This window comes from Nonomuraea composti, assembly GCF_012034275.1.
Lineage (GTDB): Bacteria > Actinomycetota > Actinomycetes > Streptosporangiales > Streptosporangiaceae > Nonomuraea > Nonomuraea composti.
In genome coordinates, this window is record NZ_JAATEP010000102.1 from 1 (window position 1) to 20,751 (window position 20,751).

Here is a 20,751-nt window from a genome sequence, read left to right on the forward strand (position 1 = left end):
CGCCGGCGACCGCTGGCGCGTCACCGTCGGCCCGCTCGACCCGTGGTTCTACTACTACCGGTTCATCGTGGACCGCACCTCCGTCAAGGACGCGTCCAACCCGACCAAGGTGACCTCCGAGCCGACCTGGAGCACCTTCATGGTGAACGGGGAGCGCTCCCGCCTGCTCTCCGACGTCCCCGCCGGCCAGGGCGGCAAGGTCGAGAGCATGACCTACCGCAGCACCGTGGCGAACGCGGACCGCACCGCGCTGGTGTGGACCCCGCCCGGCTACGACCCGGACCGCGCCGAGCCGTACCCCGTCTTCTACCTCCAGCACGGCGGCGGCCAGAGCTACACCGACTGGATCGAGATGGGCCGCGCCAAGCAGATCCTCGACCACCTGTCCCTCGACGGCAAGCTCGAGCCGATGGTCGTCGTCATGGGCAACGGCAACGTGCCCGACTTCAACAAGGAGCTGCTGGAGAACATCGTCCCGGCCGCCCGCTCCCACTACCACGTCTCCTCCGACCCGGCGCGGCAGGCCCTGGCCGGCCTGTCCATGGGAGGCGGCCAGACGTTCGGGGTGCTCAAGGCCTACCCCGGCCGGTTCGCCTACGTCGCGGCGTTCTCCGCCGGGTTCGGCAGCGCCACCGGCGTCGACGCCCAGGCGATCAACAACGGCACCAAGCTGCTGCGCCTGTACGTCGGTGACCAGACCGACTTCGTCTACCCGTCCTTCATGACCTCCCTGACCACTCTCAACACCCTCGGCATCCGCTACGAGTTCGACGGGGTCACCCCCGGGCCGCACGGCTGGGACGTGTGGCAGAAGAACCTCATCGACCTGGCTCCACGCCTGTTCAAGCGCTAGACGCGCACCTGGGCGCAGGTGCCGGGGGCGGAGCGCGGGTCATGTCACCCGTGCCCCGTCCCCGGCCCTTCGCTCGCCTCACCAGCGGCGCACCGGCCTTCCGTACGCCGCCACCCCGAAGGAAACATGCCAATGAACAACAAGAGGCTCCTCACCGCGGCGGCCGTGCTCGCCGCCGCGACCACGCTGGCCGCCTGCTCCTCCGGCGGAGGAGGGGGCGGCGGCGGCACCGCGAGCGGCGGCGGCGGTGGCGCGAGCAACTGCACCAACACGATCCCCAAGAAGAACCTGCCGGTCGTGACGATGTGGGGCTGGTACCCCAACATGCAGCTCGTCGTCGACAACTTCAACAAGCAGAACGCCGAGGTGCAGGTCTGCTGGACCAACGTCGGCCAGGGCAGCGACGAGTACGACAAGTTCCAGACGGCCATCTCCGCCGGCACCGGCGCGCCCGACGTCATCATGATCGAGATGGACCGCATCCCGACCTTCCAGATCCAGAAGGCGCTCGTCGACATCAAGAAGTTCGGCTTCGACGCCGTCAAGGCCGACTACGGCACCGGCGCCTGGAAGGACGTCTCCATCGGCGACGCCGTCTACGGCGTCCCCGTCGACGGCGGCCCCATGGCGATGATCTACCGCAAGGACATCTTCGACAAGTACGACATCAAGCCGCCCAAGACCTGGGCCGAGTACGAGCAGGCCGCGCAGAAGATGAAGGACGCCGGCGGCCCCCAGTTCGGCGACTTCGCCGCCAACGTCTCCGCCCTCACCATGGCGCTGCAGATCCAGAAGGGCGCCTCCCCGTTCACCTACGACCCGGCGCAGCAGAGCACCATCGGCATCAAGCTGAACGACCAGGCGTCCAAGGACGTGCTCGACTACTGGGGCAACCTCGCCAAGAAGGGACTGGTCGGCACCCAGGACCAGTTCACCCCCGAATACATCTCCGGCGTCATCAACGGCAAGTACGCCACCTACATCTCCGCCGCCTGGGCGCCCGGCTACCTCACCGGCGCCGGCGTCGGCAAGGGCGAGGACACCGGCAAGTTCGCCGTCGCGCCGCTGCCGCAGTGGGACCCCGCCAACCCCGTGCAGGTCAACTGGGGCGGCTCCGCGTTCTCCGTGACGAGCCAGGCCAAGAACCCCGAGCTCGCCGCGAAGGTCGCCTACGGCCTGTACGCCGACAAGGAGTCGCTCACCGACGGCTGGACCAACCAGATCATCTTCCCGCTCAACCTCAAGGCGCTCAACGACCCCGAGTTCATCAACCTCAAGGTCGCCTTCTTCGGCGGGCAGCAGGCGAACAAGGAGGTCTACGTCCCGGCGGCCTCCGCCTACAAGGGCATGACCTACAGCCCGTTCGGCCAGTACTACTTCGACGCCATGACCAAGCAGGTCAGCGCCATCATCGACGGCTCCGTCACCGGCGCGCAGGCCGCCGACAAGCTCCAGGAGGACGTGGCGGCCTACGCCAAGGAGCAAGGCTTCACCGTCCAGTGACGACGCGAGGCTTCACCGTCCCGTGACGACGCGGAGCCTCACCGTCCAGCGACCACGCGAAGCTTCACTCTCCCGTGACGACGCGCGTGGACCGGGCGGCGCCGCCCGGTTCACCCGCACGCAGGCCCTCAGCACCCACCCTCCCCGGAGCCCAACGATGACCCTCCTGACCACCGACACCAAGAGCGCGCCACGCGCCCGAGACAAGACCCCCGACCGGCGCGGCAAGGTCCGCCTGCGCGAGCACGTGATGGGCTGGCTGTTCGTCGGGCCGTTCGGGATCGTCTTCCTCGCGCTGCTCATCGCGCCGCTCGCCTACGCGCTGTACCTGAGCCTCTTCCAGAAGAAGCTCATCGGCGGCACCAGCTTCGTCCTGTTCGACAACTACGTGAAGGCGTTCACCGACCCGAGCTTCCTGTCCGGGTCGTGGTTCGTCATCCGCTTCTCGCTCGTCTCCATCCCGCTGCAGATCATCGTCGCCCTCGCGATGGCCCTGATCCTCGACGCGGTGACGTCCCTGTTCACCCGCTTCTCCCGGCTGATGATCTTCCTGCCGTACGCGATCCCCACCGTCATCGGCGCCGTCATGTGGGGCTTCCTCTACAGCAAGAGCTTCGGCCCCCTGACGGACCTCTTCGGCCTGTTCGGCGCCACCCCGCCCGACTTCCTCAGCGGCAACCTCATCTTCTACGGCCTCGTCAACGTCGTCACCTGGCAGTGGGCCGGCTACTACATGATCATCCTGTACGCGGCGCTCCAGGGCATCGACCCCGCACTCTACGAGGCCGCCCGCATGGACGGCGCCGGCCGATGGCAGATCGCCCTCCGCATCAAGATCCCCCTCATCGCCCCCGCCCTGCTCCTCATCCTCGTCTTCTCCCTCATCGGCACCCTGCAGTTCTTCAACGAGCCGCAGATCCTGCGCTCGCTCGCCGCCGGCACCATCGGCCCCGACTTCACCCCCAACATGTACGCCTACCAGCAGGCCTTCGCCCTCGCCAACTTCAACTACGGATCGGCGATCTCCTTCGCGCTCGGCGGCATCGTCTTCGTCGGCGTCTACGCCTTCCTCTTCCTCACCCGCAAGCGGAGGACCTTCCTGTGATGCGCGCCCGCCCCCGCCCACAACGCCACCTCCCCCTCCAGATGCTCCTCGGCTTCCTCGTCGTGTACTTCCTCGTGCCGTTCTGGTGGGTCATCGTCAACAGCTCCAAGGACGCCCCCGGCCTCTTCGGCGGCGGCAACACCCTGTGGTTCGCCGACAGCATCGACTACCTCGGCAACCTCCAGCAGCTGTTCACCTACGACAACGGCATCTACGGCCGCTGGATACTCAACTCCACCCTCTACGCCCTCGCCGGCGGCATCGGCGCCACCGTCCTCGCCGTCATGGCCGGCTACGGCTTCGCCAAATACCGCTTCGCCGCCCGCCGCTTCAGCTTCGCCCTCGTGCTCGGCGCCCTCATGGTGCCCGCCACCGCCCTCGTCATCCCCACCTTCATGATGTTCTCCGAGTTCGGCCTCACCAACACCGTCTGGGCCGTCATCCTGCCGTCCCTCCTCAACCCCTTCGGGGTCTACCTCATGCACGTGTACGCCCGCGACGCCGTCCCCGACGAGATCCTCGACGCGGCCCGAGCCGACGGCGCCGGCGAGATCCGCACCTTCCTCCAGGTCGCCTTCCCCCTGATGCGGCCCGCCGTCGTCACCGTCCTGCTCCTGTCGGCCGTCGCCTCCTGGAACAACTACTTCCTGCCCCTCGCCATGCTCTCCGACAACCGGCTCTTCCCCGTCACGGTGGGGCTGGGGGTGTGGCAGGGCATCGCCTCGGCCAACAACGCGGGCAGCACGTCGCTGTGGAGCCTGATCATCATGGGGGCGCTGGTGTCGGTGGTGCCGCTCGTCATCGCCTTCTTCACCCTGCAACGCCACTGGCGCGGCGGCCTTTCGGTCGGCGGCCTCCGCTAACGGCGCCCCGCGTCCCGGCGTCCGTCTCACGCGCGCTCGGTGCACCCGGCCCGCGCCCGCATCGGGTCTGTCCCGCGCTGGTCCGCGGCTCGCGCCCGCGCCCGGCCCGCACCCGGTGCGCGCCGCACCCCGCGCCCGGTGCGGGCTGTGCTGGGCCTTCGCGTGTGGGCGGTGCGGTGGCGTGCTCCTGGCGTCGCGCCTGGTCGCGGCGGTGCTCAGGGCTGCTGCCCTCGCCCGACGTGCCCGCCGCCTCGCTCGCACCCGTCTCGTGCCTCCCCATGCCCGGTCCGGCCCGTCTTGGCGTGTTGGCGCCTGTCGTTACGTCGTGCGGTCGGAACCGGGCGCGGGCCCTTGAGACGTGAAAGGCCGGCCACCGGCCGCGGCGCATGCGCGAGAGGTGGCCGGCGAAGCTGGGGTCAGTCGCGGGGGTTCCAGCCGTCGGTGTCCACGGCGAGGCCGAGGTCGTCGGCGATGTCGTCCCAGTCGACGAACTTGAAGTTGGTGTTCTCGCGATCCGGCACCTCAGGCGTGTTGGCGCCGTCGTGGGCGATGAACATGCCGTGGTCGAAGTCCCCGAGCGGGACGTTGATCACGGCGGAGCCGTCGCTGTGCTCGACCCCGTCGAGCCCGTTGCCGTCCCCGACCCGGAACTGGCCGAGGTAGGCGTTGCCGGGTTCGCGGCGGTAGACGGCGAAGGTGTTGTCGCCCTGGCTGGAGGCGAGCAGGTAGCCCTTGCCGCTCTCGCGGTAGTAGATGGTCAGGCCCTCGGCGTCGGCCGACAGGTGGGTGCCGCCGTAGCCGGGGTCGGTGCCGGGGGTGCACTCCTCGGTGGCGGGGTCGTAGGTGCCGGGGACGCCGTACTCCTTGACCTTGTCGACCAGGACGGGCGTGCCGGTGAGGTCGGCGCGGACGCGCCAGATGCCCACGTCCTCCTGGGCGGCGTAGAGGACGTCGCGCTGCTGGTCGACGACCATGCCCTCGACCTGGGCGAGCTCGTCGGGCTCCATGCAGGGGGCCCAGGTGGTGCCGTTGGGGAGGGTGAAGGAGGCGGGCAGGTCGAGGGTGCGGACCTTCTGGTAGCCGACCTTGCCGCCGGCGGTGGCGACCAGCTTGAACAGGCCGATGGAGGTCTTGTGGCGGCGGCTCACGAGGGCGTACGTGCCGGTGGCGTCCTTCCAGGTGGTGAGGCCGTAGCCGGTCTCCTGGTCGTTGACCTGCGCCTGCGTGGTGTTGAACAGGAACGGCACGGCGGGGTCGGTGACGTCGGTGAGGTGGCCGTCGTGGATGGCGTAGAAGCGGAGCTGGTCGCGGCCCCGGTCGGAGACGACGGCCAGGTCCTTGCCGGCGAAGCCGTAGGTGGTGTCGACGTTGTTGAAGCGGCCGTTCTCGTCGTCCGGGCCGGGGGCGGCGGGGGCGTCGAAGTGCTGGAGCTGCTGCCCGTCGAGGTCGTAGACGTTGAGGCCGCCTTCCTTGGCGGTGGTGACGATGACGCTGTCCTCGTCGTCGTCCGGGTCGACCCAGATCGCCGGGTCGTCGCCGTTGGCGTTGCCGCCGGCCTCGTCGTCGAACAGGGCGGGGGTCTCGACCTGCGGGTCGACGGACGCGACCGTGTTGGCGGAGGCGGCGGTGGGTGCGGTCAAGCCTCCCACGAGGAGGGTGGCGAGGGCGGTCAGCAGGACGGGGTGGGGGCGACGCATCGTACTCCTTGTGCAGTGGGTGATCGGGTGAGGTGCAGAGAACAAGACATTGTCATGTCAGGACATGAACGGACATGAAACGGCGCGGCTCTCCCGAAGGAACCGCACGCCGCGAAAGGTGACGGCGCCAAGGTCTGCCCGCCGCCGTGGTGCCGGGGCCAGGGACTTCACGCGGCTGCGGTGGCGGCGCCAAGGGCTCCGCCCCGCCATGGTGCCGGTGCCGATCGGGTTGCGCGCCCTTGTGTCATGAGGCCTCGGGGTCGTGCCCCGGTGGCCAGGGCGCCGGCGTTCACAGGGTGCGCGCGTCGCCGTGGCATCGGACGAGGTGGCCCCGCGCGCCAGTGTGACGCCCGGCGCGCACCGGCCGCGCACCGCCGTGGTGCCGGCGTTCGCGATGCGCGCGTTGCCGTGGCGCCGGGCGACGTGGCCGGGCGCGCCGCCGTGACGGCCGGCGCGCACGGGCCCGTACGCCCGCGTGGCGCGTAGGCTCAGCGGTGGTTGACGCGCCAGAAGTCGGAGACGACCTGCCGGTTCTGCAGGTCCGACACCAGCGCCTTCGGGTCGGTGTGGAAGAGCTGGCCCTTCCAGTCGGCCAGGCCGGCGGGGGTGACCCGGGGCTGGACGGTGCTGTTGCCGGAGATGCCGCCCTCGCCGATCTCGTGCTTGACGCCCTCCTCGGTCATGATGAAGCGGGCGTACAGCTTGGCCGCGTTGGGGTGCTTCGACTTGGTGGCGACGGCGACGTACTTGGGGTAGCTGAAGCCGGTGAAGGGGGTCATGCCGGCGCAGGCGGCCTGGGTGTAGCCCTTGTCCTCGTTGTTGCGGAACTTGGAGATCGACATGAAGCCGATCTTCTTGTCGGTGGCGCCGGGCGCGCCGACGGCGCCGGAGATGTCCTCGTCGGAGCCGGTCAGGACGGGTTTGTTGGCCGCCAGGCGCTTGATCCACTCGTAGGCGGCGCTCTTCTCCTCGGTCTTGAGCGGTTCGCCGTACTTGGCCTGGTACGCCTGCTCCAGCGCCTGGTTGCCGTGCGCGTCGAGCTGGGTGAAGAAGGACAGCACGGTCGGCTTGCCGAGCGGGTCCTGCATGACGAGCTTGCCGGACCAGGCGGGCTCGGTGAGCTCCCAGATGTTCTTGATCGGGCAGCCGCCGGGCGACAGCTTGGTGTTGTAGGCGAAGACGGTGGCCTTGGACAGGGCGCGCAGCGGGTTGCGGTCCTCGGGCAGGATCTGGTCCTGGAGGTCGGCCGGCACCCACGTCTGGACGATGCCCTGCGGGATGAGCTGCCCCATCAGCACGCCGCCGTCCTCGTACATGGCGGCGTCGATGGTGACGTTGTCGGCCGCGTGCTCGCGGGTCATCTTCTCGGCCGTCTGCGGGGTGTCGGACTTCACGCCTTCCATGGCGATGCCGTACTTCGCGGTGAAGGCCGTGGCCACCTCCTCGATGTCGCCGCTGGAGTCGTAGACGAGCAGGCTGCCTTCCTTCTTGGCCGCCGCGACCAGCGCGTCCAGGTCGAAGTCGGCGTCGACGGAGGCCGCGGGCAGCGGCTTGCCGGCCGCCTGCGCGCCGCCAGGCTGGCCGGCCTGGCCGGCGGTGGACGGTGCGCATGCGGCCAGGGCCAGCAGGGCCGCAACAGGGACGATCTTCTTCGTACGCCGCATGGTGGCGGTACTCCTCGTGACTCGCAGTGCCGTACGCGCCGCCCTCCGCCCCGATCGGCGCCGCGGTGGGCTCCACGATGAACGGGAGATTAATAAGTTGTCAAGACATACTCATGTCAGTGATGAGCTGACGTGTCTATTCGTCGTTATGTCAGGACAAACTATTGACGTTCACTTTCTGTTCATCTACAACTGGAGCCTCTGAGCGAGGAGGCGGCATGCGTGTGGGCTTGATGGGCCTGGGACGGATCGGGCGGTTTCATGCGGGAACGTTATCCAGGCTGGCCGGCGAGCTGATCGTGGCCGACGCCGACCGGCGCCTGGCCGAGGAGGTGGCCGCCGAGACCGGCGCCGTCGTGGGAGACCCGTGGAGCGCGGACGCCGTGGTGATCGCGACCCCGACGTCCACCCACGCCGAGCTGCTCCTGCGGGCCTGCGAGCAGCGGATCCCGGTCTTCTGCGAGAAGCCCGCGGCGCCCGGCGTGGCCGAGACCCAGCGGGTGGCCGAGGCGGCCGACCGCAGCGGGACCCTCGTGCACATCGGCTTCCAGCGGCGCTTCGACCCCGGGTTCGCCGCGGCCCGGCAGGCGCTGCTCGGCGGCGAGCTGGGCGAGCTGCACCGGGTCCACCTCCTGACCGGTGACCCGCGCCCGCCGGCGCCGGAGTACGTCCCCCTCTCCGGCGGCATCTTCCGCGACTGCCACATCCACGACTTCGACATCCTGCGCTGGGTGACCGGGCGGGAGGCCGAGACCGTCTACGCCGCCGGCGCCAACCGGGGCGAGGCGTTCTTCGCGGCGGCCGGGGACGTCGACACCAGCGCCGCGCTGATCACCATGGCCGACGGCACGCTCGTCACCCTCCAGGGCTCCCGCTACAACGGCGCCGGCTACGACGTGCGGATGGAGCTGGCCGGCACCCGGGCCACCTGGGCGGTCGGCCTGGGCCCGCGAACGCCCCTGCACCGCGCCGACGCGAGCGCCGATGAGGGAGCTGACGGCAGGGCCGCGAGCGGGGCCGATGACGGTGCCTCCTCCGAGGGGCCGTGGCCGGACTTCCAGGCCAGGTTCGCCGCCGCGTACACGGCCGAGATCGAGGCGTTCCTGGCCGCCGCGCGCGGCGAGCGCGGCAGCCCGTGCACCGTCGGCGACGCGCTGGCCGCGCTGCACCTGGCGGAGGCGGCCGACCTGTCCCGCCGCGAGGGACGCCCGGTCCAGCTGGCGGAGGTGACCAAGTGAGCGGCGCAGATCGCGGAGGCCCGCACGTGGGCGGCCCAGGTCGCGGAGGCGACCACCTGAGGACGGCTGCCGCCCCCATCTCGTGGGGTGTGTGCGAGGTGCCGGGCTGGGGACACCAGCTCGACCCGGAGCGGGTCCTGGGGGAGATGGCCGAGCTGGGCCTGGACGCCACGGAGCTGGGGCCGGACGGGTTCCTGCCGTCCGCCGCCGACGAGCGCTCGCGCCTGCTGAACCGCTACGGCCTGCGGGTCGTCGGCGGCTTCGTGCCCGTCGTGCTGCACGGCCCGGACCACGACCCGCTGCCGGGCGTGCGCGCCCTGCTCGGCTCGTTCGAGGAGGACGCGGTGGTCGTGCTGGCGGCGGCCACCGGCACGGCGGGCTACGACGCCCGGCCCGCGCTCGACGCCGGCGGCTGGCGGACGCTGCTGGCCAACCTCGACCGCATCGCCGCTGCCCTCCGCCACCCGGTGGCGCTGCACCCGCACGTCGGCACCATGGTCGAGACCGCCGAAGAGGTGGACAGGGTGCTCGACGGCAGCGCCGTCCCGCTCTGCCTCGACACCGGCCACCTCCTCGTCGGCGGCGCCGACCCGGTGGCGCTCGCGGCCCGCGCCGCCGGGCGGATCGCCCACGTCCACCTCAAGGACGTCGACGCCGCGCTCGCCGAACGGGTGCGGGGCGGCGCGATGAGCTACACCGAGGGAGTGCGCGCCGGGATGTACCGGCCGCTGGGCCGGGGCGACGTGGACGTCAAGGCCATCGTCACCAGCCTGACCGCCGCCGGCTACACCGGCTGGTACGTCATGGAGCAGGACGTCGTCCTGGACGCCGAGCCGCCCGCCGGCGCCGGCCCGATCGGCGACGTGCGCGAGAGCCTGTCCTTCCTGCGGAGCCTGGCATGAACGAAGAGCCGAACGCGGGACGGGCCGGCGCCGACGCGCCGACCACGGGGCGAGCCGGCGCCGAAGTGCTGACCATGGGGCGGGCCGGGGTCGACCTCTACCCCCTCCAGACCGGGGTCCCGCTCGACGAGGTGGAGACGTTCGGCCGGTATCTGGGCGGCAGCCCCACCAACGTGGCGGTCGCCGCCGCCCGGCTGGGCCGCACCGCCGCCGTGATCACCAGGACGGGGGAGGACCCGTTCGGCGCGTTCGTCCGGCGGGCGCTGCGCGGCTACGGCGTGGACGACCGGCACGTGGCCGCCGTCCAGGGCCTGCCGACCCCGCTGACGTTCTGCGAGATCCGGCCGCCGGAGGACTTCCCGCTGTTCTTCTACCGCCTGCCGAAGGCCCCCGACCTGGAGATCCGCCCGGACGAGCTGGACCTGGACGCCATCGCCGGCGCCCCGTTGTTCTGGGCGACGCTGACCGGGTTGTCGCAGGAGCCCTCCCGGCAGGCGCACTTCGCCGCGTGGCGCTCGCGGGGCCGCAGGCCGTACACGGTGCTGGACCTGGACTACCGGCCGATGTTCTGGGCGGACCCGCGGCAGGCGGCCGAGCAGGCCAGGCGGGCGGTCGGGCACGCCACCGTCGTGGTGGGCAACGTGGACGAGGCCGAGGTCGCCACCGGCGTCCGCGAGCCGCGCCGCGCCGGTGAGGCGCTGCTGGCGGCCGGGGTGGAGCTGGCGATCGTCAAGCGCGGCTCCGCCGGGGTGCTGGCGATGACCGCGCGGGAGTGCGTCGAGGTGCCCGCCGTGCCGGTCGAGGTCGTCAACGGCCTCGGCGCCGGTGACGCCTTCGGCGGTGCTCTGTGCCACGGCCTGCTGTCGGGCTGGCCGCTCGAACGTACGGTGCGCTTCGCCAACGCGGCGGGCGCCATCGTCGCCGGCCGCCTGGCCTGCGCCCCCGCGATGCCCACGGCCGGCGAGATCGACGCCCTGCTGACCAGCCGCGACGCCGAGGAGGCCGCGCATGCTTGACGACCGCGACGAGCACACGCTCACCGAGCCCCGCCCTGACGAGCCCCGCCCTGACGAGCCCCGCCCTGACGAGCCCCGCCCCCACACGGACACGCTCACCAAGCGCCTGCCCGAGGACGCCTTTCACCGGTTGCGCGAGGATCGTGCCCGCTTCCCGGAGCGCGTGGTCGAGCTGGCCGCCGGGCGGCGGCGCCGGCCCGTGCTGGCCGGCCGCGACCAGCTGCTGATCATCGCCGCCGACCATCCGGCCCGCGGCGCGCTCGGCGCCGGTGACCGGCCGGCGGCGATGGAGAGCCGGCTCGACCTGCTCGACCGCCTGATGACCGCGCTGGCCAGGCCGGGCGTGGACGGGCTGCTGGCCACCCCGGACATCGTGGAGGACCTGCTGCTCCTCGGCGCGCTCGACGACAAGCTCGTCATCGGCTCGATGAACCGGGGCGGCGTGCAGGGGTCGGTCTTCGAGTTCGACGACCGGTTCACCGCCTACACCGCCGAGTCGATCGCCGGGATGGGGCTGGACGGCGGCAAGATGTTGTGCAGGATCGCGCCGGAGGACTCCGCGACCGTGGCCACGCTGGAGCGGTGCGGGCAGGCCGTGTCGAGCCTGGCGGGGCACAGCCTCATGGCGATGATCGAGCCCTTCTGGTCCCGGCACGTGGGCGGCTCGGTCAAGCATGATCTGTCGGCGGCGGCGATGGTGCGGGCGATCAGCGTGGTGCAGGCGCTCGGCACGACCTCCGCCCGTACGTGGCTGAAGATCCCCGTGGTGGCGGACATGGAGCGGGTGATGGCGGCCACCACGCTGCCGACCCTGCTGCTCGGCGGCGACCCCGGGCAGGCGGCGGACGAGGCGTTCGCCGCGTGGGGCAGGGCGCTGCGGCTGCCGGGCGTGCGCGGCCTGGTCGTCGGCCGGGCCCTGCTGTACCCGCCGGGCGACGACGTGGCGGCGGCCGTGGACGCGGCGGCGAGCCTGCTGCACCAGGCGCCCGTCTCGAACGCGGGGGAGAGCCGATGAGGCACCGGGGAGGGGCGGTGAGGCTGACCACGGCCCAGGCGCTCGTCCGCTTCCTCGCCGCCCAGTGGACCGAACGCGACGGCACCGAGCAGCGCCTGATCGAGGGCTGCTTCGGCATCTTCGGCCACGGCAACGTGGCCGGGATCGGGCAGGCGCTGGCCGAGCAGGGCGCCGGGCTGCACGACCCGCTGCCCTACTACCTGGCCCGCAACGAGCAGGCGATGGTGCACACGGCGGTCGCCTACGCCCGCACCCGCGACCGGCTCTCGGCCTTCGCCTGCACCACGTCGATCGGCCCCGGCGCCACGAACCTGGTCACCGGCGCGGCCCTGGCGACGATCAACCGGCTGCCGGTGCTGCTCCTGCCGGGGGACGTCTTCGCCACCCGCGCCGCCGGCACCGTACTGCAGGAGCTGGAGGACCCGCGCTCCCACGACGTCACCGTCAACGACTGCCTGCGCCCGGTCTCCCGCTTCTTCGACCGGATCGACCGCCCCGAGCAGCTGCCCGCCGCGCTGATGGCGGCGATGCGGGTGCTGAGCGACCCGGCGGAGACGGGCGCGGTCACGCTGGCGCTGCCGCAGGACGTGCAGGCCGAGGCGGCCGACTGGCCGGAGGAGCTGTTCGCGCGGCGGGTCTGGCACGTGGCCAGGCCCGTGCCGGAGCCGGCCGCGCTGGAGCGGGCGAACGCGCTGCTGCGCGGCTCGCGCCGGCCGCTGATCGTCGCCGGCGGCGGAGTCAAGTACAGCGGCGCCTGCGCCGACCTGCTGGCCTTCGCCGAACGGCACGGCATCCCGGTGGCCGAGACGCAGGCGGGCAAGGGCGCCCTCCCGTACGGCCACCCGTGCGCCGTGGGCGCCATCGGGCACACGGGCACGGCCGCCGCGGTCGCACTGGCCCGCGACGCCGACCTGGTCATCGGCGTCGGCACCCGGTACACGGACTTCACCACCGCCTCACGCACGCTGTTCGGCCGCGCGCGCTTCCTCAACGTCAACGTGGCCGCCTTCGACGCCGCCAAGCACGCGGGCGAGATGCTGGTCGCCGACGCCCGGCAGGCGCTGCGGGCGCTCGGCCCGGACGGATGGCGCGCCGGCCCGGAGTGGAGCGAGCGGGCCGCGAGCCTGTCCCGGAGCTGGCAGGAGGTCACCGCCCGCGCCTGCGCGGGGGAGGAGCTGACCCAGCCGGTGCTGCTCGGCCTGGTCAACGAGGCCGCGCGCGGCGGCGTCGTGGTCAACGCGGCCGGCTCGATGCCCGGCGACCTGCACCGCCTCTGGCGGGCCGATCACCCGGCACAGTACCACGTCGAGTACGGCTACTCCTGCATGGGCTACGAGATCGCCGGCGGGCTCGGGGTGAAGCTGGCCGTGCCGGAGCGCGAGGTGTTCGTGCTGGTCGGCGACGGCTCGTACCTGATGATGGCGCAGGAGCTGGCGACGGCGGTGCAGGAGGGCGTCAAGCTCGTCGTGGTCCTGGTCGACAACGGCGGGTTCGCCTCGATCGGCGCGCTGTCGGAGGCCGTCGGCGCGGCCCGGCTGGGCACCGCCTACCGGGCGCGCGGCGGCTCCGGGCACCTCGACGGGGACCCGCTGCCCACCGACCTGGCGCTCAACGCGGTCAGCCTCGGCGCCGACGTGCTGACGGCCGGCGACCCGGACGCGCTCAGGCAGGCGCTGGAGAAGGCGGTGGCCGCCACCAGGACCACCGTGATCCACGCCAGGACCGTCCCCGGCGGCGGCCCCGAGGCGCAGGCGTGGTGGGACGTGCCGGTCGCCGAGGTGTCGGGGCGGGCCGAGGTCAGGCAGGCCAGGACGCGGTACGAGGCGGCCAGGCGCGACCAGCGGCCGTACCTGTGATGGCGTGGACCCTCGCCTTCGCCGGCACCGCCGTGCTGTTCGTGCTGGTCACCGGGGCGAATGACGGGGCGGCGCTGATCGGGCTCGGCCTGCGCTTCCCGAAGGCGCCGGGCTGGCTGGCCGTCGCCCTGCCGGCCGCGGCGCTGATCGGCGTGCCGTACGTGCTGGGCGTCGCGGTGGCGGCCACGTTCACCGAGCGGCTGGCGGGGCTCGGCAGCGAAGGGGGCGCGGCGGCGTTCCTGGCGGGCGTGGTGATCGCGGTCGGCGTGGTCGCGGTGCTGGCCGGGCGCGGCCTGCCGACGAGCCTGACGCTGGCGGTCGTCGGCGGCATCACCGGCGCCGGGTTCGGGGCCGGGCTGCCCGTGTCGGCGGCCGGGCTCGGCACGGTGCTGGCGGTCGGCGCGCTGGCCCCGCTCGCCGGTGTCCTGTTCGGCTACCTGCTCGCCGCGTGCTCCCGCCGGGTTCCCAGCCACGGCCGCATGCCGCGGCTCGTGCTCGCCGCCCACCTGCTGGCCTACACCGCGCAGTGCGTCGCCTACGCCGTCAACGACGGGCAGAAGATGGTCGCCGTCGTCAGCGTGGCGCTGGAGGTGGGCCGGCACGGCGTCGGCGGCATCGGGCCCGTCAGCGTCGGCCCGGCCTGGATGGCGCTGCTCGTCCTGGTGTTCCTGACCGGCGCGCTGACCAGCCTGCCTACGGTGGGCGCCCGGCTCGGCCGCGGCCTCGTCCTGGCCAGACCGCTGTACGTGGTGTCGGCCGAGACCGCCGCCGCCGGGGCCGTCCTCGGCAGCTCCGTTCTCGGCGCGCCGGTGAGCATGACCCAGTCCGTCACGGCCGGCGTCGTCGGCGCCGCCGCCAGCGAGGGAAGCAGGAGGGTGCGATGGCAGGGCGTGGCGAACATGGGGACGGCGTGGCTGGTCACGCTGCCGTCGTCGATGGCCCTGGGCTGCCTGGCCGGCCTCGCGGTGAGATGGCTGTGAGCCGGCCCGGACGAAGGCGGCGCGGGCTCGCGCGGGCGTGGGACGACCTGCGCGGCAGATCGTCCCGGCGCGTGGTCGGCCTGGTCAGGGCGCAGATCGCGGTCGCCAGAGCGGGCGCCGAGCTGGCGGGCCAGATGGCCGGCGGGCACGACCGCTCGCTCGCCCGCGCCCGCATGGCCGAGATCGAGCACCAGGGCGACGCGGCGCGGGCCGAGCTGGTGACTTTGCTGCGGCGGGTCCTGGTGACGCCCATCGACCGGGAGGACCTGTTCCGCTTGTCCCGCTCCATCGACGACGTGCTCGACCAGCTGCGCGACTACGTCCGCGAGGCCGACCTCTTCGGCCCCCGCGACCTCGGCTTCGCCACCGAGCTGCTCCAGGCGCTCACCAAGGGCCTGGACGAGCTCGAACGCGCCGTGCAGCACATGATCGACGAGCCCGGCTCCGTCACCGAGGCGGTGCTGGCCACCCGCAAGGCCAGGACCCGCATGCGGCAGCTGCGCCAGAGCCGGCTCGGCGAGCTGTTCACCGGCACGCTGAACATGGACACGCTGCGCCGCCGCGAGCTGCTCTCCCGCCTCGACGCCGTCGGCCAGCGCCTCGGCGAGGCCGCCGACGCGCTGGCCGACGCGATGCTCAAACGAAGCCACTAGAGCCGGCCGCGGCTCGAACGAAGCCACTGAAGCTCCCATGAGACCCCCCGAAGGAAACGCATCCATGGCTGTTCGCACCAAGGCGGCGCCACCGCCACCACCCCCGCTGAGACGCCGCAGGCTGCTCTACCGCCTGCGCGTCCTGCGCCACGACCCCACCGCCGTGCTGGGCCTGATCCTGGTCGGCGTGCTGGCCTACCTGGTCGTCGCCCCGCTCGTCGCGGTGCTGTCCGACGCCTTCCGCCTGCAGTACGGCGACGAGGTGCACGCCGGGCAGCAGCCGGGCGAGTGGACCGGCTACTACCTGTGGCGGGTGTTCCGCTCGCAGGTCAGCGGCCTGCTGTTCTACGAGCCGCTGCTCAACACGCTGGTCGTCTCGCTCGGCACGGTGCTGTTCGCGCTGGTCGTGGGCGGCGGCATGGCCTGGATGGTGACCCGCACCAACGTGCCGGGGCGCAAGTGGCTGGCGGGGGCGCTCGTGGTGCCGTACATGCTGCCGTCGTGGACGTTCTCGCTGGCCTGGCTGACGCTGTTCAAGAACGACCGGGCCGGCGGGCAGGTCGGCGTGCTCCAGGCGCAGGGCATCCAGACGCCCGACTGGCTGGCGTACGGGCCGCTGCCGATCGTCGTGACGCTGGGCCTGCACTACTACCCGTTCGTGTTCCTGCTGGTCGGCAACGCGCTGCGGCGCATCGACGCGCAGCTTGAGGACTCGGCCCGCATCCTGGGCGCGCCCCGCAGGGTGGTGGTGCGCAGGATCGTGGCGCCGCTCATGCTGCCCGCGCTGTCGTCGGCGGTGCTGCTGGTCGTGGGCCGGGTGCTCGGCACGTTCGGCACGCCGTACGTGCTGGGCCTGCCGGCCGACTACCGGGTCCTGTCGACCGGGCTCTACCAGGCGATCCGCGACCGCAGCACGGGCGTGGCCTCGGTGCTGACCGCCGTCATCGTGATCATCGGCGTGCTGATCGTCTTCTGCGACGCCCGGCTGCTGCGCGAGCACCGCCGCTTCGTCACCGTGGGCGGCAAGGGCGCCATGGACCGGCTCTCCGACCTGCGCACCTGGCGGTGGCCGGCGTTCGCGCTGGGCGCGGTGATCTTCGTGGTGAGCGTCGTGGTGCCGGTGCTGACGCTGCTGCTGTCGTCCCTCACCCGCACGCCCATGGACCTGTCGACGCTGACGCTGAGCTACTGGTTCGCCGACAGCCTCCCGGGCGCGGTCGGGTTCCCGCACGGGATCTTCCGCGGCTCCGAGCTGTGGACCGCGGCCTGGAACTCGCTGCGCATCGTCGGGCTCGCCTCCGTGATCTGCGCGGTCGCCGGCCTGCTCATCGGGTACGTGGTGGTGCGCGGGTCGGCACCGAGGATCGCCGCCTTCCTGCGGCAGGTGTCGTTCCTGCCGTACCTCATCCCGGGCATCGCGTTCGCGGCGGCGTCGCTGTCGCTGTTCGCGGTGGCGCGTGGCCCGGTGCCCGCGCTCTACGGCACCACGTTCCTGCTCATCCTGGTCATGGCCGTGACCCACCTGCCCTACAGCTCCCGCTCGGGCATCGCGGCGATGACGCAGCTCGGCCGCGACCCGGAGGAGGCCGCGCAGATCGCCGGCGCCTCCTGGTGGCAGCGCATGCGGCGCATCGTCTTCCCCATCCAGAAGGGGGCGCTCGTCACCGGGATCGTGCTGCCGTTCATCTCCGGGCTCAAGGAGCTGAGCATCGTGGTCATGCTGACCACGACCGGCACCGAACTGCTCACCACCCTGTCGATCGGCCTGGTCGACTACGGCTACACCCAGCTCGCCAACGCGGTCGTCCTCGTGATCGCGCTGGTCTCGTTCACCATGACCTACCTGACGCAGCGGCTCACCAAGAGCAGCCTCGCGTCCGGCCTGGGAGGATAGATGCCTGCGATCGAACTGAGCGGCGTCGCCAAGAGCTACGGCGGCGGCGACCACGCGGTCAGGAACCTCGACCTCGTCGTCCCCGACGGCGCTTTCATGTGCCTGCTCGGCCCCTCGGGGTGCGGCAAGACCACCACCCTGCGCATGATCGCCGGGCTGGAGCAGCCCTCGGCCGGCACCATCGCGGTCGGCGGGCGCGTCCTCGACTCCGTGGAGCAGGGCGTGTACGTCCCGCCGGAGAAACGCGGGATGGGGCTCGTCTTCCAGAGCTACGCCCTGTGGCCGCACCTGTCGGTGCGCGAGAACGTCGAGTTCGGACTGCGCATGCGCAAGGTGCCGGCGCCCGAGCGACGCTCCCGCGCGGAGGCGGCGCTGAAGATGGTGCACGTCTTCGACGCCATGGACCGCTACCCGTCCCAGCTGTCCGGCGGGCAGCAGCAGCGGGTGGCGCTGGCCCGCATGCTCGCCGTCGACCCGGAGGTGCTGCTGCTGGACGAGCCGCTGTCCAACCTGGACGCCCGGCTGCGGCTGGAGATGCGGGCCGAGCTGAAGCGCATCCACGAGGAGTCGGGCGCGACCATCGTCTTCGTCACCCACGACCAGCTCGAGGCGCTGACCATGGCCACCCACGTGGCGGTGATGAACCAGGGCGAGCTGCAGCAGCTCGCCCCGCCCATGGAGATGTACGCCCGCCCGGCCAACCGGTTCGTCGCCGAGTTCGTCGGCAGCCCGGCGATGGCCATCGTGGAGGCCACCGTGGAGGCCACCGTGGACGCCGGCCCGGCACCGGGCGGGCTGGCCGCCTCGCTGCTGGCGCACGTCCAGGGGCACGACCGCGCGGCGGCGTTCGGCATCAGGCCGGAGGCGCTGCACCTCGGGACGCCGCCGCCCGGCGCCTGGTCCGGGCCCGCCACGGTCGAGGCCGTGCTGCCGGCCGGCGCGTCCTGGACGGTCCGGCTGCGCGTCCTGGACACCGAGCTGTTCGCCGTCACCCACACCCCGGTCGAGGCCGCGCCCGGCGACACCGTGACCTGCTGGACCGACCAGCTCCACCTGTTCGACGCCGCCGGGCTGCGCCTGCCGGCCCTGGACAACAACGTGGCGGCCCGCGCATGATCGGGCCAAAAGCCGTGCTGACCTCGCCGAAGGCCCTGCTGCTCGACTTCGGCGGCGTGCTGGTCGAGACCGCCGGACGCCCGGGGTGGGCGGCCGAGCTGGCCGCCGACGTGCACGCCCTGCTGGAGCGCGCCGGTTTCGACGGGCTGAGCCCCGCCGAGATCGAGACCGACATCCGGGCGGGCGCCCGCGCCGACTCCCAGTGGAAGGACTCCACCTCCCGCCAGTACGCGCCGCAGGAGATGACGCACCGCCGCTTCTGGGCGGAGTTCGTCGCGACGGACTGGCCGGAGCAGGCGCGGGAGCTGGTCACCGCCGAGGCGAGCCCGCTGTGCCGGCGCATGGGCGAGCTGCGCAGCGAGCGCGCCCTGCGCCCCGGCGTCAAGGAGCTGCTGGCCGCCTGCTGGGCGCGCGGCGTGCGCCCGGCCGTGGTCAGCAACGCCCTGTGCGGCCTCGTCCACCGCGACTTCCTGACCCGAAACGGCCTGGACGGGCAGGTGGCCGTGCAGGTCTACAGCGACGAGGCCGGCGTGCGCAAGCCGAACCCGGAGCTGATCCACCTCGCCTGCCGGGCCCTGGCCGTCGATCCCGGCGAGGTCTGGTACGTCGGCGACAACTACGACCGCGACGTCGTGTGCGGCGTGCGCGCCGGGGCCGGGGCCACCGTGCTCATGGTCTCGCCCAGCACGGACAAGATCCCGTACGAGGTGCGGCAGCGCCCGCACGCGACCGTCGACAACCCGCTCGGCCTGCTGAGACTGCTGGAGGACACGTGGACCTGACCACCTCGCGCGAGCTGGCCGCGATCGCGAGCCGGGCGGCCAGGGCCGTCGGCGACCGGTTGCGCGGCGCCTTCCGGTCCAGGCCGGAGGTGGCGACCAAGCGCGACTTCCATGACCCGGTGACCGAGCACGACAAGGCGGCCGAGGAGGAGATCCGCGAGGTGCTGGCCCGCCACTGCCCGGACAGCCTCGTGGTCGGCGAGGAGGGCGGCAGCCAGGGCGACGGCACGGTGCACTGGTACGTCGACCCGATCGACGGCACCGCGAACTTCGCCGCCGGGCTGCCGTTCTTCTGCACCTCGATCGGCGCGGCCGTGGACGGCGAGATGGTCGCGGGCGTCGTCTACGACCCGGTCCGCGACGACGAGTTCACCGCCTGGCTCGGCGGCGCGCAGTGCAACGGCGAGCCGATCCGCAGCAGGGGGGCGCGCACGGACCGGGAGGCGGTGCTGCTGTCCAGCTATCCCGCGCCGCGCGACCTGGCCGCCGAGGGCGACGAGGCGCTGCACCGCTTCGCCCGCATGGTCAACGCCTTCGCCAGCACCCGCCGCCCGGGCAGCGCCGCGCTCAAGCTCGCGCACGTCGCCGCCGGCTGGTCCGACGTCGCGTTCGGCACGCACGTCAACGTCTGGGACGTCGCGGCCGGCTCCCTGCTGGTACGTCAGGCGGGCGGCACCTACCTCCCCCTGTCGGGCAGCGTCTTCGCCCCCGGCGGCTACCTGGCCTGCGTCGGCGGGTTCGACCTGGACGGCTCGGTGATGGCGGAGGTGGCGACGGCGGTGAGGCCCGCATGATCCGCTGGATCGTCACCGACCTCGACGGCACCCTCGTCGGCCGCGACCTGGCGATGGTGCCGGCCAGCCGGGACGCCCTGCGCCGCTTCCGCGCGGCCGGCGGCCAGGTCGTCATCGCCACCGGCCGGATGGAACGCTCCGCCCTGCGCTACTACGAGGAGCTCGGCCTGGACGGCCCCGCCATCCTCTACAACGGCGCCAGGACGGTGAACCTGGCCACCGGCTCCGTCGGGCGCTCCTGCTCGCTACCGCCGGAGGCGTGGAAGACGCTGCTGGCGATGTTCGACGACCTGCCGGACGGGGTCCACCCGGTCGCCTTCAGCGGCGGCCAGGCGTACGCGGTCGAGCGGGCGCCCGCCCTGCGCGACTACGCCCGGCGCGACGGGATCACGCTGCGCGACCCGGGTGACTGGACCGCGCTGCCCGCCGGGGACGTCACCAAGTGCATGCTGATCGGCGACCCGCTGCCCGACCCGCACATCCCGGGCACCGTCACCACCCGCTCGGAGGCCACGTACCTGGAGATCCTGCCCGAGGGCGCCACGAAGGGCAGCGCCCTGCGCGAGCTGGCGGCGGCGGCCGGCGTGCCGCCGCGCGAGATCGCCGCCGTCGGCGACAACCCCAACGACCTCGACATGATCGAGCTCGCGGGGCTCGGGGCGGCGGTGGGGGACGGTCACCCCGCCCTGCGCGCGGCCGCCGACGTGGTCGTCCGCGCCTGCGCCGACGGGGCCGTGGCGCACGTCGTGGAGCTGGCCTGCCGGGCCAACGGCTGGTCCTGAAAGCTGAGGAGCTGCAAGTGATGAAGACGGTCAAGCAT

Annotated in this window: 19 protein-coding genes; 17 read left to right on the forward strand and 2 right to left on the reverse strand. The window is 72.5% G+C overall.

Features of this window, described 5'->3' with window-relative positions; genetic code table 11:
* The 4 genes from HCN51_RS56245 to HCN51_RS56260 all read left to right on the forward strand — a co-directional run.
* On the forward strand, nucleotides 1–853 hold an 853-nt coding region (locus HCN51_RS56245; protein ID WP_240974273.1), incomplete at its 5' end, for an alpha/beta hydrolase.
* A 132-nt stretch (nucleotides 854–985) separates the two neighbouring features.
* Nucleotides 986–2,356, forward strand: coding sequence for an extracellular solute-binding protein (locus HCN51_RS56250; RefSeq protein ID WP_168021985.1), 1,371 nt, complete (start codon nucleotides 986–988; stop codon nucleotides 2,354–2,356).
* Nucleotides 2,357–2,513: 157 nt separating this feature from the next.
* A complete protein-coding gene (locus HCN51_RS56255; RefSeq protein ID WP_168021986.1) occupies nucleotides 2,514–3,461 on the forward strand; it encodes a carbohydrate ABC transporter permease in 948 nt (315 codons plus the stop codon).
* Nucleotides 3,461–4,324 carry a carbohydrate ABC transporter permease gene (locus tag HCN51_RS56260; protein ID WP_168021987.1) on the forward strand — a complete coding sequence of 288 codons (864 nt, stop codon included), beginning with the start codon at nucleotides 3,461–3,463 and terminating at the stop codon, nucleotides 4,322–4,324. Before HCN51_RS56255 ends, HCN51_RS56260 begins: the two co-directional genes overlap by 1 nt.
* Nucleotides 4,325–4,740: 416 nt before the next feature.
* On the opposite strand, the gene HCN51_RS56265 is transcribed toward HCN51_RS56260, so the two are convergent.
* The gene (locus HCN51_RS56265) at nucleotides 4,741–6,021 is read right to left on the reverse strand and encodes a phytase (protein ID WP_168021988.1); all 1,281 of its coding nucleotides are present in this window, start codon (nucleotides 6,019–6,021) and stop codon (nucleotides 4,741–4,743) included.
* A 310-nt stretch (nucleotides 6,022–6,331) separates the two neighbouring features.
* Here HCN51_RS56265 and HCN51_RS61985 point away from each other — a divergent pair, with 310 nt between their 5' ends.
* The gene (locus HCN51_RS61985) at nucleotides 6,332–6,466 is read left to right on the forward strand and encodes a hypothetical protein (RefSeq protein WP_277350323.1); all 135 of its coding nucleotides are present in this window, start codon (nucleotides 6,332–6,334) and stop codon (nucleotides 6,464–6,466) included.
* A 43-nt stretch (nucleotides 6,467–6,509) separates the two neighbouring features.
* Here the strand turns inward: HCN51_RS61985 and HCN51_RS56270 are convergent, their stop codons facing one another.
* Nucleotides 6,510–7,685 (reverse strand): ABC transporter substrate-binding protein, encoded by a 1,176-nt coding sequence (locus HCN51_RS56270; protein WP_168021989.1) that lies wholly within the window; start codon nucleotides 7,683–7,685, stop codon nucleotides 6,510–6,512.
* A 218-nt stretch (nucleotides 7,686–7,903) separates the two neighbouring features.
* Here HCN51_RS56270 and HCN51_RS56275 point away from each other — a divergent pair, with 218 nt between their 5' ends.
* The 12 genes from HCN51_RS56275 (at nucleotide 7,904) to HCN51_RS56330 (ending at nucleotide 20,713) form a co-directional block, all read left to right on the forward strand.
* Nucleotides 7,904–8,923, forward strand: a complete 1,020-nt coding sequence (locus tag HCN51_RS56275; protein WP_168021990.1) for a Gfo/Idh/MocA family protein — start codon at nucleotides 7,904–7,906, stop codon at nucleotides 8,921–8,923.
* A 98-nt stretch (nucleotides 8,924–9,021) separates the two neighbouring features.
* Entirely contained in the window at nucleotides 9,022–9,825 is an 804-nt protein-coding gene (locus HCN51_RS56280; RefSeq protein WP_346434180.1) for a TIM barrel protein, read from the forward strand.
* Complete coding sequence (gene iolC, locus HCN51_RS56285) at nucleotides 9,822–10,841, forward strand: 5-dehydro-2-deoxygluconokinase (RefSeq protein ID WP_168021991.1); 1,020 nt, start codon at nucleotides 9,822–9,824, stop codon at nucleotides 10,839–10,841. Before HCN51_RS56280 ends, iolC begins: the two co-directional genes overlap by 4 nt.
* 106 nt (nucleotides 10,842–10,947) lie before the next feature.
* Nucleotides 10,948–11,856 carry a Cgl0159 family (beta/alpha)8-fold protein gene (locus HCN51_RS56290; RefSeq protein ID WP_168022001.1) on the forward strand — a complete coding sequence of 303 codons (909 nt, stop codon included), beginning with the start codon at nucleotides 10,948–10,950 and terminating at the stop codon, nucleotides 11,854–11,856.
* On the forward strand, nucleotides 11,853–13,712 hold the full coding sequence (gene iolD / locus HCN51_RS56295) for a 3D-(3,5/4)-trihydroxycyclohexane-1,2-dione acylhydrolase (decyclizing) (RefSeq protein ID WP_168021992.1): 1,860 nt from the start codon (nucleotides 11,853–11,855) through the stop codon (nucleotides 13,710–13,712). Before HCN51_RS56290 ends, iolD begins: the two co-directional genes overlap by 4 nt.
* Nucleotides 13,712–14,692 (forward strand): inorganic phosphate transporter, encoded by a 981-nt coding sequence (locus HCN51_RS56300; RefSeq protein WP_168021993.1) that lies wholly within the window; start codon nucleotides 13,712–13,714, stop codon nucleotides 14,690–14,692. Before iolD ends, HCN51_RS56300 begins: the two co-directional genes overlap by 1 nt.
* Complete coding sequence (locus tag HCN51_RS56305) at nucleotides 14,689–15,345, forward strand: DUF47 family protein (RefSeq protein ID WP_206069077.1); 657 nt, start codon at nucleotides 14,689–14,691, stop codon at nucleotides 15,343–15,345. The genes HCN51_RS56300 and HCN51_RS56305 overlap by 4 nt, the downstream gene beginning before the upstream one ends.
* A 64-nt stretch (nucleotides 15,346–15,409) precedes the next feature.
* Entirely contained in the window at nucleotides 15,410–17,239 is a 1,830-nt protein-coding gene (locus tag HCN51_RS56310; protein WP_168021995.1) for an ABC transporter permease, read from the forward strand.
* Nucleotides 17,240–18,355, forward strand: a complete 1,116-nt coding sequence (locus HCN51_RS56315; RefSeq protein WP_168021996.1) for an ABC transporter ATP-binding protein — start codon at nucleotides 17,240–17,242, stop codon at nucleotides 18,353–18,355.
* Nucleotides 18,352–19,137, forward strand: coding sequence for an HAD family hydrolase (locus HCN51_RS56320; RefSeq protein WP_168021997.1), 786 nt, complete (start codon nucleotides 18,352–18,354; stop codon nucleotides 19,135–19,137). The genes HCN51_RS56315 and HCN51_RS56320 overlap by 4 nt, the downstream gene beginning before the upstream one ends.
* Nucleotides 19,128–19,931 (forward strand): inositol monophosphatase family protein, encoded by an 804-nt coding sequence (locus HCN51_RS56325; protein WP_168021998.1) that lies wholly within the window; start codon nucleotides 19,128–19,130, stop codon nucleotides 19,929–19,931. Before HCN51_RS56320 ends, HCN51_RS56325 begins: the two co-directional genes overlap by 10 nt.
* Nucleotides 19,928–20,713: a Cof-type HAD-IIB family hydrolase gene (locus HCN51_RS56330; RefSeq protein WP_168021999.1), complete on the forward strand. Its 786-nt coding sequence runs from the start codon at nucleotides 19,928–19,930 to the stop codon at nucleotides 20,711–20,713. Before HCN51_RS56325 ends, HCN51_RS56330 begins: the two co-directional genes overlap by 4 nt.
* The last annotated feature ends 38 nt before the right edge of the window (nucleotides 20,714–20,751 follow it).

Bases quoted from the DNA above. Each gene is read 5' to 3' on its own strand.
- HCN51_RS56315 (WP_168021996.1), top strand. From the start codon at position 17,240: ATGCCTGCGATCGAACTGAGCGGCGTCGCCAAGAGCTACGGCGGCGGC.
- HCN51_RS56300 (WP_168021993.1), top strand. From the start codon at position 13,712: ATGGCGTGGACCCTCGCCTTCGCCGGCACCGCCGTGCTGTTCGTGCTG.
- HCN51_RS56265 (WP_168021988.1), bottom strand. From the start codon at position 6,021: ATGCGTCGCCCCCACCCCGTCCTGCTGACCGCCCTCGCCACCCTCCTC.
- HCN51_RS56270 (WP_168021989.1), bottom strand. From the start codon at position 7,685: ATGCGGCGTACGAAGAAGATCGTCCCTGTTGCGGCCCTGCTGGCCCTG.
- HCN51_RS56330 (WP_168021999.1), top strand. From the start codon at position 19,928: ATGATCCGCTGGATCGTCACCGACCTCGACGGCACCCTCGTCGGCCGC.
- iolD (WP_168021992.1), top strand. From the start codon at position 11,853: ATGAGGCACCGGGGAGGGGCGGTGAGGCTGACCACGGCCCAGGCGCTC.
- iolC (WP_168021991.1), top strand. From the start codon at position 9,822: ATGAACGAAGAGCCGAACGCGGGACGGGCCGGCGCCGACGCGCCGACC.
- HCN51_RS56310 (WP_168021995.1), top strand. From the start codon at position 15,410: ATGGCTGTTCGCACCAAGGCGGCGCCACCGCCACCACCCCCGCTGAGA.
- HCN51_RS56250 (WP_168021985.1), top strand. From the start codon at position 986: ATGAACAACAAGAGGCTCCTCACCGCGGCGGCCGTGCTCGCCGCCGCG.
- HCN51_RS56275 (WP_168021990.1), top strand. From the start codon at position 7,904: ATGCGTGTGGGCTTGATGGGCCTGGGACGGATCGGGCGGTTTCATGCG.
- HCN51_RS56255 (WP_168021986.1), top strand. From the start codon at position 2,514: ATGACCCTCCTGACCACCGACACCAAGAGCGCGCCACGCGCCCGAGAC.
- HCN51_RS56260 (WP_168021987.1), top strand. From the start codon at position 3,461: ATGCGCGCCCGCCCCCGCCCACAACGCCACCTCCCCCTCCAGATGCTC.
- HCN51_RS56320 (WP_168021997.1), top strand. From the start codon at position 18,352: ATGATCGGGCCAAAAGCCGTGCTGACCTCGCCGAAGGCCCTGCTGCTC.